A 12,328-nucleotide genomic window follows, 5' to 3' on the forward strand; every position below is an offset into this window, starting at 1 on the left:
CCACCCCTACACCCATCCCGAGAACGTCGTGTCCAGATACGCGTCGAGGGCCGCCCGGTCGACGCTGCCGCGCGCGAGCACCGTGTTCACCCAGGCGTCGCGCTCGAACTTCACGACCTCCAGCTCCCAGACGCAGGCGATCAGGTCGCGCTGGGCGAGGGGCGCGAAGACCACGTCCCCGCCGGCCCCGGGGACCGAGCCGCGCACCCAGTGCTTCAGCATGTCGGCGTCGTACCACTGGCTCACCAGCAGATACGTTCCTTCGGCTCCGTGGTGCAGGATCAGGAAGCCGGCCGGATGGTCGCCCTCGCCCGGGGGCTCGCTCAGCACCGTGGCCGCGTGCCGCTCCAGCCACTCCGGCTTCGGCAGCTCGCCGGCCCGCTCCGGGTCCGCGAACATCGCGTAGGCCTTCAGCGTCCGCCCGTTCACGTGCACCGGCGGGAGCGCCCTCACCAGGCGCGGTGTGTAGGTCAGTGGGTTCATCCGGCGGCGTTCCCCGTCCACGGGTCCCGCTCCCTGTCGATCACGTGCCCTTCGCCTCCCAGCTGTCTCGGATCAGCGGTACGGAAGTGCATGGAACAACGCGCAGAACTGTCCTGCGCCCCGCCGTGCCGCATGGTGCCGGCCTGCGGTTCGATCGGTCTGGCTGATCCTCATATGTCGCGGTACATCCGTGCATGGGGCCGGTGCGCGACTGCGATCATAGGGACGGAGACGGCGCAGCGAAAGACCCCGCTGACCTCGCCGTTTGCGTGACACGCCGTCAACTCTCAAAGGCTTGCGGCCTGCTGTGCGATCTGCCCGCAGGACAAGGTAGCGCCAAGGGGAGAACACCGGCACTCTTCCACCGAAAGGATCCCCGACTCCCCGGCGCTCCCCCTTCACGGGCGGTTCACGCGGCTGTCCGAGAGGCGCGTGGCGCGATCCCGCCTTTCGCGGAACCGCCCCGGCCGGTATTCATTCGGTGTTCGGACCGGAGGAACCCCGGTCCCGTACCGTCCGGCCCGGTCCGACGGCGTCACGACGAAGGGACACGCATGGCATTCCGGCCACTCACGAGGGCGCGCACCTCGCTCGCGGCGACCTTCGGCGGGCTCCCGTCCGGCTTCTGGTGGCTCTGGACCGCCCAACTCGTCAACCGCGCCTGCGGGTTCGTGATGCCCCTGCTCGCCTTCTACATCACCGACGAGCTGGACCGCAGCGCGGCCTTCGCCGGCACCGTCGTCGCCGGCATCGGCGTCGGCTCCCTCCTCGCGGGACCGTTCGGCGGCGCCCTCGGCGACCGGTTCGGCCACAAGCCCACCCTCGTCGGCGCCCTCGGCGCCACCGCCGTGAGCATGATCGGCCTCGCCTACGCCCGCTCCCCATGGGCCCTGCTCGTCGGCGCCTTCGTCGTCGGCGTGGTCAACAACGCCACCCGGCCCGCCCACAACGCGCTCATCGCCGACGTCATCCCGGGCAAGGACCAGGTCCGCGCCTACTCGCTCAACTTCTGGGCCATCAACGTCGGTTACTCCATCGCGATGCTCTCCGTCGGGCTGGTCTCCCTGGTCGGCTACACCGCGCTGTTCTGGCTCAACGGCGCCACCACCCTCATCGGCGCCGTCCTGATCGCCACCCGCGTCCCCGGCCGCCCGCGGGCCGCCGCGCCCACCGGGGAAGAGGAGGCGGAGGGGTTCGGCGCCGTCCTGCGCGACCGGAGCTTCGTCGCCTTCGTCGCCGCCCAGTTCCTCGTCCTCACCATCCTGCTCCAGTCCGAGAGCGGACTGCCCATCGCAATGGGCCAGGACGGGTTCTCGCCGAGCACCTTCGGACAGGTCGCCGCGCTCAACGGCATCGTGATCGTCGCCGTCCAACTGCCGCTCACCCGGCTCTACAAGCGCTTCCCCGAGTCCTGGGTGCTCGCCGGCTCCTCCGCGCTGATCGGCGTCGGCTACTCCGTCCTCCTCCTCGGCCACACCGCCTGGATCTACGGCGCCTCCATCATCGTGTGGACCCTCGGCGAGATCGGCAACACCCCCACCAGCTTCGCGCTCGTGGCCCGGATCTCCCCGGACCACCTGCGCGGCCGCTACCAGGGCCTCTACCAGGTCGCCTGGACCGGCTCCGCCGTCGTCGCCCCGCTCGTCGGCGGCTGGGTCATCCACACCTGGGGCGCCGCCCCCCTCTGGCTCGGCTGCCTCGTCGTCGCCCTCGCCGCCGCGGCCGCCCAGCTCGGCATCGGCACCCGTCTCACCCGCCGCGTCGCCGCCAGGGAACGCGAGGAGCGGCCGGAACCCGCCACGACGTCCCCCGCCCCCGAAGCGGGCTGAACCCGGAGGGAACTCCTCCGCCCGCCCGGCCGTCCTTCCCTCCAGAAGCGGCGCGCGACCCGAGCGAGGTGCCATGCGGACGAACGACCCGACCACCCTGGAGACGACCCTGCCCGACGGCCGGAGGATGACGCTCTCCCTGCCCGCCACCGGAGCCGGCTGGGCCGCCGACGGCGTGGCAGCGCTCCGCCCGGTCCGCCCCACCCACACCGGCCGCGGCGAGGAACCGCCCGCCCTCCCCGAGCGCCCCGCGCTCCCGCTGGAGGTGGCCCTCCTGGGCTTCGGCATCTGACGCGACCGGCCGGGGGCGGTCAGCGGGCGCGGGGCGCGGTCAGAACGCGACGTCGGCGGCGTCGACGATCCGGCCGCCCATGTTCCGCTCGATCATCCGCAGCGCCGCCCGCGCCAGGTCCTCGTGGATGTGGGCGACCGCGTCCCGGGGCACCGTCACGTCCAGGTGCCGGATGTGCGCGTCCAGCGCCGAGTAGAGCACGCACTGCTCGGTGACCTGACCGGTCAGCACCAGATCCGTCACGTCCAGCGAGCGGAGCAGGTACTCCAGCGGCGTCTCGTAGAACACCGAGTGCCGCGCCTTCACCACGAACAGCGCCTCCTCGTCCGGCCGCACCGGCTCGACCAGCTCCGGATGACGGCCCCCGAGCGCCAGGTCCAGGATCTCCCCGTGGTGCGAGCGCCAGTCGCCGAAGTTGTCGTTGGCGTACACCACCGGCGTCCCCGCCGCCCGCGCCCGCCGCAGCAGGTCCACGATCGCGGGCAGCGCCGCCGCCACCGACGGCACCAGCCGCTCCGCGTCCTCGTGCGCGTACGTGTTCAGCATGTCGATCACGACGAGCGCCGAGCGAGCCATGCGAGCCACCCTCCTCCTCCGCCTACCGGTACCTCCGGCATACCGGCCCGGCCGCCGGCGCGCACCCGGAGCGGGTGCCGTCCCCGGCCCGGCGTGGTGTCCTGGGAGGGAGGGGGCGGACCGTCGCCTCACGAGGAGGAGGGATCATGCCGATCCTCGTCCACGCCGTCCTCGACGGAGTCACCACGGACCAGTACGACGCGCTCAACGCCAAACTCCAGACGATCCCCGGCATCTTCGACGGCTGCCTCTCCCACACGTGCGTGGGAACCGACAGCGGCCTGGAGATCTTCGACGTCTGGGCGAGCGAAGCGCAGATGAAGGCGTTCGGCGACAAGGTCATGCCCGTCGCGGCCGACCTCGGCTGGGCGGACCAGCCCCCGCCCCGGGTTGCCGAGGCCCACAACTTCTGGGCGCCGGGCGCCGCCTGACCGGACACGGAACGGTCACGTCCGGGGGGCGGCCGACGGCCCCGCCGACAGCGGCGGCCAGGATGGCGGCATGCGTCGACACCTGCCCCGCGCCGCCGCCGGCGCCGCCCTCCTCGCCGCGCTCGTCACCGGCTGCGCCGAACCCTCCGCCGACCCGCGCGCCGCCGCCACCCCGTCCGGGGAGGGCATGCGGTTCTGCCCGAGCCCGCCGGAGCCGCAGCTCCCGCCGGGGACGGCGTGCATCCCGCAGGACCCCGCGAGCAAGTACCGGGAGAACCATGCGTACCGCCAGGAGATGGAACTCACCGAGCAGGAACGGGCCGGCGAGCAGCAGAAGGCGGACCGGCTCGGCACCGTCCTGCGGGAGCTGGCGACCGGAAGTCCCGGGGAGACGGAGGTGCGGGCCGCCGTCGCCGCCGCCCTCGGCCTGAAGCCGAACGACGTCGAATACCGCGCCGGCGCCCAGGCCGGTCCCACGCTCCGGAACCTGGCCGTCGCCGGCGGCACCGGAAAGGTCTGCGTCAAGGGCCAGGTCACCGACTCCGGGACCGTCACCGCCGAGGTCTCCGGCCGGACCATGGACGGCACCTGCCTGCCGGGCCTCGGCGGCCACTGACGTACGACGGCGTCGGCCGCCCCCGTGCGACGCGAGGGCCCGGCGTGCTGCCCGGCCCCGCGGCGCCGGGCGGGTTACGGTCGCCGGTATGGCCGGTGACCGACGCGGATGGCTGCCCTGTCTGCTCGCCGGGGCGGTGTTCGTGGTGTGCATGGCCGGCACCACGCTCCCGACCCCGCTCTACCCCCTGTACCAGGAGGAGTTCGGCTTCTCCGAACTCACCGTCACGGTGGTCTACGCCGTGTACGCCTTCGGGGTCATCGGCGTGCTGCTCCTCGCCGGCAACGCCTCCGACACCATCGGCCGGCGCCCCACCCTCGGCTGGGGACTCGCCTTCGCGGCGGCCAGCGCCGTCTGCTTCCTGTGCGCCGACGCGCTGGGCTGGCTGTACGCGGGCCGGCTGCTGTCGGGACTGTCGGCGGGCCTCTTCACCGGCGCCGCCACCGCGTACGTCATGGAACTCGCCCCGCCCGACGGCGCCGCCCGCGCCACCCTCGTCGCCACCGCCGCCAACATGGGCGGCCTCGGCTGCGGCCCCCTCCTCGCCGGGCTCCTCGCCGAGTACGCCCCCGAGCCGCTGCTGCTGCCCTTCGCCGTCCACCTCGCCCTCGTCGCGGTCTCGGCCCTCGTCCTCCAGCGGCTGCCCGAGACGGTCGCGGAACGTCGGCCCCTCCGTGCCGTACGGCCCCGGAAACCCACCCTCCCCGCGCGCGTGCGGGCGGTGTTCGTGCCGGCGGCCGTCGCCTCCTTCGTCGGCTTCGCGCTCTTCGGCGTCTTCACCTCCGTGAGCCCCGCCTTCCTCGCCCGCTACCTGCACGTCGACAACCACGCCGTCAGCGGCCTCGTCGTCGCCCTCGCCTTCTTCGCCTCGACGGCGGGGCAGGTCGCCGCGGGCCGCGTCGGCGCCACGCGCTCGCTGCCGCTGGGCTGCGCGGTCCTCTTCGCCGGCCTCGTGCTGCTCGCCGCCGCCCTCGCCACCGACCACCTGGTGTACGTGGTCCTCGCCGCCCTCGTCGGCGGCACCGGACAGGGCCTCGCCTTCCGCGCCGCGCTCTCCGCCGTGGCCGCCGCGTCCCCGCCCGACCGGCGGGCCGCCGTCATCTCGTCCCTGTTCGTCGTCGCGTACACCGGCATCTCGATCCCGGTGATCGGCGTCGGCCTCCTGGCGGACCCCCTGGGCCTGGAGGGCGCGGGCATCGTCTTCATCGCCTGCATGCTCGTCCTGGCCGCCACGGCAGGCACCTACCTCCTCCACCGAGCCCGAACACGCGCGCGCGCCACCCCCTGAACCCGTTCCGCCGGGCGGTGCCCGTCCCGGGCCCGGCGCGGAAGCCGGACGTGCAGGGTGGGCACCGCCCAGCGGAACGCGCGCCCGCGTCACGCGGGCGCCGTCGGGGTGCCGCTCAGGTGGACCAGGCGCAGGTCGTGGTTCTCGAGGGCCAGCTCCCGCCCGGCCCCGTCGAGCAGCCGGCCGGTGATCCGGTAGACGCCGCAGTGCACGCGTCCCACCGGCCAGCGCTGGGGCGGGAGCCACACCTCGTACGGACCGCCGCGCCGGAAGTCGCCGAGCAGCGTCCGGGTGGTGGCCAGGACCCGGCCGTCCCGGGCGCGCTCCTCCTCGAAGGTCAGCCCGTCCACCTCGCCGTCCAGCCGGAAGGTCAGCCCCAGGCTCGCCACCGTGCCCTCCCCGAGGACCAGCGGCACGGCGTCCGCCCCGCCGCCGACCGGGGCCACCGGGAGGCGGCCCTGTTCCTCCGTGTGCAGCGACACGTCCAGGAGGAGGAGGGGTGAGCCTGGGGAACCGGACATGGCTAGGCGGGACCCGCGTACGGGGGACGGTCGTGGCGCGGCATCTCCTCGGACGGCGGCATGCCGTGCGGGGGGATGCCGTCGGTCGGGGTCGCGGGATCGGGCGGCGTGGCCGCGCCCGCGCTCTCGCCGGGACGGAGCCGTCCGCGCCAGCCGCCGGTCGCCCGGTCGCGGTCCTCGATGAAGTGTTTGAACCGGTGCAGGTCGCCTTCGATCCGGCTCTCCACCACCCCCATCGCCTTCGCCGCCCGGTCGGCCATGCCGGAGGCCTCCACCTCCATGCTGAGGTGCACGCGCGTGTGCGCGTCGTCCACCTTCTCGAAGGTGACGACCCCCTTCTGCTTCACGTCGCCGCCCACCGTCCGCCAGGCGATGCGCTCGTCCGGCAGCTGGTCGACGATCTCGGTGTCGAACTCACGGGTCGCCCCCGCGATCTTGGTCCGCCAGTGGCAGAGCCGGTCGTCGAGCTGCTGCACCTCCTCGACGCCGTCCATGAAGCGGGGGAACTCCTCGAACTGCGTCCACTGGTCGTAGACCTCGCGCAGCGGGGCCTCCACCTCGATCGTGTCGTGCACCATCTCGGTCATCTCCCTGTTTCGCGTCGTGTCGGTGCAGTGCCCGTCGGCGGGCGGCTACCCGCCTCCACCGGCCGTAACCACCACCGCCACGCGCGCGTGCCCGGCCGGGGAGCGGGTATCCGCGCTCTCGCCACGACGCCGCGAGACCGGTCGACCCCACGACGACGGCCGGCCGAGGCCCACGACGACCACCGGACGCAGCCATGACGATGATCAGACCGAACGGGGTGTACGCGCCCCAGGGCGACACCGCCCTGCTCCTGGAGAGCCTCGCCCGCGAACGCCTGGCGCGCGGCGCCCGCACCCTCGACCTGTGCACCGGCACCGGCGTCCTCGCCATCGCGGCGGCCCGCCGGGGCGCCCGGGCGACCGCCGCCGACATCGCGCCGGCCGCCGTGACCGCCGCGCGCCGCAACGCCCGGCTGCGCCGCTGCCGGGTACGGGTGCTGCGGGGCGACCTCGCCGCCCCCGTCGCGGGGGAGAGGTTCGACCTGGTGACCGCCAATCCGCCCTACGTCCCCGCGCCCTCGCCGGACGCGCCCGTCTCGGGACCCGCGCGGGCCTGGGACGCCGGCCACGACGGGCGGCTGCTCCTCGACCGGATCTGCCGCGACGCACCCGCCGTCCTCGCTCCCGACGGCGTCCTGCTCCTCGTCCAGTCCTCGCTCAGCGGCGTCGGCGACACGCTCGCCGCGCTGGACGCCGCCGGCCTGCGGGCCCGGGTCGTCGCGAGCCGGGAGCAGCCGTTCGGGCCGGTGATGACGGCCCGGGCCGACTGGTTCGAGGCGCGCGGCATCGTCGCACCGGGCACCCGCACCGAGCGGCTCGTGGTGATCCGCGCCGTCCACGCCGCCGACGCCCGCATGGCCCGCCCCCGCCCGGGCAGGCGCGCCGCGCCGGTGGCCGACCACGGCCCGGCCCGGTGACCCCCTCCGCCCCCGGGAGACGCGATGACCCCGCACTCCGCACCCCAGGCCCGCGGCGTCGCCCTGTTCGACGTCGACGGCACCCTCGTCGACACCAATTACCTGCACACCCTCACCTGGTGGATGGCCCTGCGGCAGCACGGCCACACGGTGCCGATGGCCCGGATCCACCGGGCCGTCGGCATGGGCGCCGACCGGCTCCTCGACGCCGTGCTCGGCACCGGCCGCAGCCACGACGAGGACGCCGCCGTCGCGGACGCCCACGGCACCCTCTACGCCACCTGGTTCGACTCGCTGGCCCCCTTCGACGGCGCCGCCGAGCTGCTGCGCGCCACCGCCGCCCGGGGCTGGCGGATCGTGCTGGCCAGCTCCGCCTCCGAGGAGGAGGTGGCCGCCGTCCGCGCCCGGCTCGACGCCGACGACGTCATCGACACGGCCACCTCCAGCGCCGACGTCACCGCCACCAAACCCGCCCCGGACCTGGTGCGGGCCGCCCTGGACAAGATGGGCGCCGAACCCGAGGACGCCGTCCTCGTCGGCGACACCGTGTGGGACGTCGAGTCCGCCGGACGGGCCGGCGTGCCCTGCATCGGACTCCTCACCGGCGGCACGACCCGCAGGGAACTGGAGGACGCCGGCGCCGTCGTCGTCCACGACGACGCGCTCACCCTCCTCCGCCACCTCGACTCCGGCCCCCTCGCCCGGCCCCCGCGCTGACCAGGGCCGCGCCGCCGTCCGGGCATGGAGGGCCCGAGACAGGGCAGGCGCCCATGCATCCGTCCCCGGGGGACCGGAGCCGTACCGACGACTCCGTCCCCCGGCCTCGCCCCCGGAGGTACGCCGTGGAAACCGTGCACGAGCAGCAACCGGCCCCCGACCCGGCGGACCGGGACCCCGGCCCCCCGCGGCCCGGCGTCCGGGCCGTCCGGGTCACCCCCCTCGGGGAGGGCCCGCTGCTGATCGACGGCCCCGTGGAGATCGTGATGCCCGACGGGACCGTGCGCCGCAGCGACCGCCCCGTCGTCGCGCTGTGCCGGTGCCGGCGCAGTCTGCGTGATCCGTTCTGCGACACCAGCCACCGCCGGCGGGCCCGCGCCCGCCGGACCGAAGGCCCCGAGCCGGCCGCCTGACGCCCCCGCGCCCAGGCGCCCGCCCCAGACCGAGGAGACCCGAGCCATGACGATCACCGCTCCGACCGCCGCCGACACCGGGGCGCCCGCCCTGCCCCCGGCCCGAGGGGAGCTCTCCGCCGCCGTGACCGCCCGCCTCGGCGGCCGGTCCGGCCCGCTGCCCGGCGCCGACGCCGTCCTGGCCGCCGATCCGTTCGGCGAGGACGTCCAGCTGGCCCTCCACCTCTGCTACGAGCTCCACTACCGCGGCTTCGCGCACGTGCCCGACTCCGCCGAGTGGGACCTCGGGCTGCTGCGTCTGCGGGCCCTCCTGGAGGGCGGCTTCGTCTCGGCGCTGCGGGACGCCTGCCCCGGCACCGTGTCGCCCGCCGAGGTCTTCGACGGCCTGCTGACCGAGCCGCCCGACGGCCGGGGCGTCTCCCGCCACCTGCTGCGCCACGGCACGATCGAGCTGCTGCGGGAGTACGCGGTGCTGCGTTCCGTGCACCAGCTGCGGGAGTCCGATCCGCACGCCTGGGTGCTGCCCCGGCTCCGGGGCCGTGCCAAGGCGGGCATGGCGGCCGTGCTGTACGACGAGTTCGGCTGCGGCCGGCAGGAGCGGGTGCACGCCCGGCTCTACGCCGACCTGATGCGCGCGCTCGACCTCGTACCGGACTACGGGCACTATCTGCCGGCCGTCGGGGCGCCCGCCCTGGCCGCAGGCAACGTGATGTCGCTGTTCGGGCTCCACCGGGCCCACCGGGGCTCCCTCATCGGCCACTTCGCCGTCCTGGAGATCACCTCGCCGCCCGCCGCCTCCTGGCTCGCCGCCGCCCTGCGCCGGTGCGGTGCGGGCGAGGAGGCGGCCCGCTTCTACGACGAGCACGTCGAGGCCGACGCCGTGCACGAGCAGCTGGTCCGGCGCGAGGTCGTCGGCGGCCTGCTCGACGAGGAACCCGGACTGGCCGCCGACGTCGCCTTCGGCGCGCGGGCCACGATCTTCCTGGAGGACACCCTCGGCCGGGCCGTCACGGACGCCTGGCGCTCCGGCGCCAGCGCCCTGCGGGCCCCCATCGAGGAGGAGACATGAACCTCATGGCACACGCCACCCACACCGGGGACGCGCCGGGAGGCGGCGGCCGGGTCGCCGAGGCACTGCCGCCCGACCACACCCAGGCCATCCTGGAGGTCACCAAGGAGGTCGGCGCCGTCCTCAAGGGCTCCGGCTGCCCCTTCGCCCTCGTCGGCAGCGTCGCCGCCTACGCGTACGGCATCCCGGTCCGGCTCCAGCACGACGCCGACTTCGCGCTGCGCGCGGAGGACTCCGAGACCGTCGTCCAACTGCTGCGCGACCGCGGCATCCGGATCGTCGACCCGCCCGAGGACTGGCTGGTCAAGGCCCGCAGCGGCGGCGAGCAGATCGACCTGATCTTCTCCCTCGCCGGCCGGCCCGTCACCAGGGAACTCCTCGACCGGGCCTGGACCCTCCCCGTCGACTCCGTCCACCTGCCGGTGATCGACCCGACCGACCTGATGACCTGCCGTCTCGCGGCGCTCTCCGAGCACCACTGCGACTACGGCGCCCTGCTGCCGGTCGCCCGCGGCCTGCGGGAACGCGTCGACTGGGACCGGGTCCGCGAGGAGACCCGCGACCATCCCATGGCGGTGGCCTTCCTCTACCTGCTCGGCCTCCTGGGCGTCCTCCCGCAGACCGAGCCGACCCGGGAGGAGGCGGACCGCCGTGACTGACCGGCCCGAGCGCCCCGAGCACGCCTCCGCCGGAGCAGGGCGCCCCGCACCGGTGCGGTACGAGAGGGCGCCGGACGCCGGCGGGCGGTCGTCGGCCTCCCTGCCGGAGCCCGCCGTGGACGAGTACCGCCTCGCCCTGCTGCGGGAGCGGCTCGCCACGGACGGGCAGGCCGAGCTCGGCGTCCGGGCGGAGTGGCGCGGCAGAACCGTCCTGCTCACCGGGACGGTGACCGACGCCGCCCGGCGCGAGGAGATCGTGGACCTCGCCCGCGACACCCTCGGCGGCGTCACCGTACGGGCGGAGCTCGCCGTCGCCGGCCACGACGCCCCGGACCACGGGGAGGAACTGCCATGACCCTCGTCGAACCGGACCGGACCGCCCCGCACTCCGCCGTCCGCGTCGCCGCCGTCGGCGACATCCACCTCGGCGAGGGCTGCGCGGGCCTGCTCCGCCCCGCCTTCGAGACCCTTCCCGACTGCGCCGACCTGCTGCTGCTCGCTGGCGACCTGACCCGGCACGGCTCCGTGGCCGAGGCCGAGGTGGTGGCGGGCGAGGTCGCCTCCCTCGGCGTCCCCGTCGTCGCCGTCCTCGGCAACCACGACCACCACGCGGACGCACCGGACGACGTCGCCCGGGTGCTCCGCGACGCCGGCGTGCACGTCCTGGAGGGCGACAGCGTCGTCCTGCCCGTCGACGGTCACAAGGTCGGCGTCGCCGGGGTGAAGGGCTTCTGCGGCGGTTTCGTCGGCCGCAGCGCGGGCGAGTTCGGCGAGCCCGAGATGAAGGCGTTCGTCCGGACGACCCGGCACAGCGCCGAACGGCTCGCCGGCGCCCTCGCCGAACTGACCGAGCACGGCTGCGCCGTCCGCATCGCGCTCACGCACTTCTCCCCGGTCCCCGACACCCTCGCGGGCGAGCCGCCCGAGATCTATCCCTTCCTCGGCAGCTACCTCCTCGCCGAGGCCATCGACGCCCACGGCGCCGACCTGGCCGTCCACGGCCACGCCCACCTCGGCACCGAGCACGGCATGACCGCCGGGGGAGTCCGGGTCCGGAACGTCGCCCAGCCCGTGATCGACCACGCCTTCGCCCTCTACCGCCTGCCCCTCGACGGCCACCGGCCGGGCGCCTCCACGGCGTCCGCGACCCCGTCCGACTCCGTGCCGCTCCCGGACCGCTACGCCCACCACTGACCGGCCGGGACCGGCCTCAGCCCTCGACGCCGGTCGAGGTGTGCGCGGCGCCGACCGGCTTGGACTCCGGGGAGCCGCGCTGGCGGAGGTAGACGGAGAGGACGGCCATGGCCGCGACGGCGAGGAGTTCCGACTGCCAGTTCTGCAGCGAACGGTTCCAGAAGTCGGCCGAGACGAGGTACGCGCCCCAGTCGATCGGCGCCTGGAGCTGCCGCAGCCGCTCCCCGTTGTACGCGGAGACGCCGGAGACCGACTGGGCGAACCAGGACCCCAGGAAGAACGCGCCCATGACCAGGCCCAGGGAGCGCGAGTACAGGGTCTGCCGCCAGTCCCTCGTCCCCGCCCAGCGCGGCGAGTCCGACCGCGCGTGCGGGCCCATCCGCTGGTACCGCTCGCTCTCCGTCCCCGCCCGGTCGAGGGGCTTGGACTCCGGGGAGCCGCGCTGGAGCAGGTACACCGTCCCGTACACGTACAGGAAGAACTGGAGGAACTCCGACTGCCAGTTCTCGGTGACGTCCACGGCGAAGTCCGAGGAGGCCAGATAGGCGCCGAAGCCGACCTGCTGGAGCCCCGCCACCGCCAGCTGCTCGTTGAACTCGGCGCGTCCGGCGACCGCCTGGCCGGCGAGGACGACGAAGAACGCCGCGCCGAAGACGAGGGTGAGGCTGTTCGACCGCCAGAAGCCGGGGGACCCGTCGCGGTCCGCGCTTCCGGGCGTCACCGGTGCATCGCCCCG

At 74.8% G+C, this 12,328-nt stretch carries 17 protein-coding genes; 12 read left to right on the plus strand and 5 right to left on the minus strand.

All coding sequences use genetic code 11. From position 1 onward, the window contains the following. Positions 1-6: 6 nt before the first annotated feature. Positions 7-483, minus strand: coding sequence for a hypothetical protein (locus tag ABFY03_RS31435; RefSeq protein ID WP_319010371.1), 477 nt, complete (start codon positions 481-483; stop codon positions 7-9). A gap of 554 nt (positions 484-1,037) precedes the next feature. On the opposite strand from ABFY03_RS31435, the gene ABFY03_RS31440 reads away from it, so the two are divergent. Together ABFY03_RS31440 and ABFY03_RS31445 are read left to right on the plus strand one after the other, a co-directional pair. Next, positions 1,038-2,312 (plus strand): MDR family MFS transporter, encoded by a 1,275-nt coding sequence (locus ABFY03_RS31440; RefSeq protein ID WP_319010372.1) that lies wholly within the window; start codon positions 1,038-1,040, stop codon positions 2,310-2,312. Between the two features lie 73 nt (positions 2,313-2,385). Beyond that, complete coding sequence (locus ABFY03_RS31445) at positions 2,386-2,604, plus strand: hypothetical protein (protein ID WP_319010373.1); 219 nt, start codon at positions 2,386-2,388, stop codon at positions 2,602-2,604. Positions 2,605-2,643: 39 nt separating this feature from the next. Here ABFY03_RS31445 and ABFY03_RS31450 read toward each other — a convergent pair whose 3' ends face one another. Further along, the gene (locus ABFY03_RS31450) at positions 2,644-3,180 is read right to left on the minus strand and encodes a cysteine hydrolase family protein (RefSeq protein ID WP_319010374.1); all 537 of its coding nucleotides are present in this window, start codon (positions 3,178-3,180) and stop codon (positions 2,644-2,646) included. A 146-nt stretch (positions 3,181-3,326) separates the two neighbouring features. Here ABFY03_RS31450 and ABFY03_RS31455 point away from each other — a divergent pair, with 146 nt between their 5' ends. From ABFY03_RS31455 to ABFY03_RS31465, 3 genes are all read left to right on the plus strand, one after another. After that, on the plus strand, positions 3,327-3,611 hold the full coding sequence (locus tag ABFY03_RS31455) for a hypothetical protein (protein WP_319010375.1): 285 nt from the start codon (positions 3,327-3,329) through the stop codon (positions 3,609-3,611). Positions 3,612-3,681: 70 nt separating this feature from the next. Continuing rightward, positions 3,682-4,227, plus strand: coding sequence for a precorrin-3B C(17)-methyltransferase (locus tag ABFY03_RS31460; protein WP_319010376.1), 546 nt, complete (start codon positions 3,682-3,684; stop codon positions 4,225-4,227). Between the two features lie 88 nt (positions 4,228-4,315). Continuing rightward, entirely contained in the window at positions 4,316-5,515 is a 1,200-nt protein-coding gene (locus tag ABFY03_RS31465) for an MFS transporter (protein ID WP_346171413.1), read from the plus strand. Between the two features lie 89 nt (positions 5,516-5,604). Here the strand turns inward: ABFY03_RS31465 and ABFY03_RS31470 are convergent, their stop codons facing one another. Both ABFY03_RS31470 and ABFY03_RS31475 read right to left on the minus strand, forming a co-directional pair. Then, positions 5,605-6,036, minus strand: a complete 432-nt coding sequence (locus ABFY03_RS31470) for a hypothetical protein (RefSeq protein WP_319010378.1) — start codon at positions 6,034-6,036, stop codon at positions 5,605-5,607. A 2-nt stretch (positions 6,037-6,038) separates the two neighbouring features. Continuing rightward, a complete protein-coding gene (locus ABFY03_RS31475; protein ID WP_346171414.1) occupies positions 6,039-6,623 on the minus strand; it encodes an SRPBCC family protein in 585 nt (194 codons plus the stop codon). A gap of 194 nt (positions 6,624-6,817) precedes the next feature. Between ABFY03_RS31475 and ABFY03_RS31480 the strand changes: the two genes are divergently transcribed. From ABFY03_RS31480 to ABFY03_RS31510, 7 genes are all read left to right on the plus strand, one after another. Continuing rightward, positions 6,818-7,540: a HemK2/MTQ2 family protein methyltransferase gene (locus ABFY03_RS31480; protein WP_346171415.1), complete on the plus strand. Its 723-nt coding sequence runs from the start codon at positions 6,818-6,820 to the stop codon at positions 7,538-7,540. Between the two features lie 24 nt (positions 7,541-7,564). Further along, positions 7,565-8,257: an HAD family hydrolase gene (locus ABFY03_RS31485; RefSeq protein WP_346171416.1), complete on the plus strand. Its 693-nt coding sequence runs from the start codon at positions 7,565-7,567 to the stop codon at positions 8,255-8,257. Positions 8,258-8,382: 125 nt separating this feature from the next. Next, positions 8,383-8,670: a CDGSH iron-sulfur domain-containing protein gene (locus tag ABFY03_RS31490; RefSeq protein ID WP_319010382.1), complete on the plus strand. Its 288-nt coding sequence runs from the start codon at positions 8,383-8,385 to the stop codon at positions 8,668-8,670. A 46-nt stretch (positions 8,671-8,716) separates the two neighbouring features. Then, entirely contained in the window at positions 8,717-9,739 is a 1,023-nt protein-coding gene (locus ABFY03_RS31495) for an iron-containing redox enzyme family protein (RefSeq protein WP_346171417.1), read from the plus strand. Then, the gene (locus ABFY03_RS31500) at positions 9,736-10,398 is read left to right on the plus strand and encodes a nucleotidyltransferase family protein (RefSeq protein WP_319010384.1); all 663 of its coding nucleotides are present in this window, start codon (positions 9,736-9,738) and stop codon (positions 10,396-10,398) included. The genes ABFY03_RS31495 and ABFY03_RS31500 overlap by 4 nt, the downstream gene beginning before the upstream one ends. After that, entirely contained in the window at positions 10,391-10,753 is a 363-nt protein-coding gene (locus tag ABFY03_RS31505) for a BON domain-containing protein (RefSeq protein ID WP_346171418.1), read from the plus strand. Before ABFY03_RS31500 ends, ABFY03_RS31505 begins: the two co-directional genes overlap by 8 nt. Further along, positions 10,750-11,592, plus strand: coding sequence for a metallophosphoesterase family protein (locus ABFY03_RS31510; RefSeq protein ID WP_346171419.1), 843 nt, complete (start codon positions 10,750-10,752; stop codon positions 11,590-11,592). Before ABFY03_RS31505 ends, ABFY03_RS31510 begins: the two co-directional genes overlap by 4 nt. A 16-nt stretch (positions 11,593-11,608) precedes the next feature. Here the strand turns inward: ABFY03_RS31510 and ABFY03_RS31515 are convergent, their stop codons facing one another. Then, positions 11,609-12,313, minus strand: coding sequence for a DUF6766 family protein (locus ABFY03_RS31515; RefSeq protein WP_319010387.1), 705 nt, complete (start codon positions 12,311-12,313; stop codon positions 11,609-11,611). Between the last annotated feature and the right edge of the window lie 15 nt (positions 12,314-12,328).

Origin of the sequence: Streptomyces roseofulvus, assembly GCF_039534915.1 — a bacterium.
Classification (GTDB): Bacteria; Actinomycetota; Actinomycetes; order Streptomycetales; family Streptomycetaceae; genus Streptomyces; species Streptomyces roseofulvus.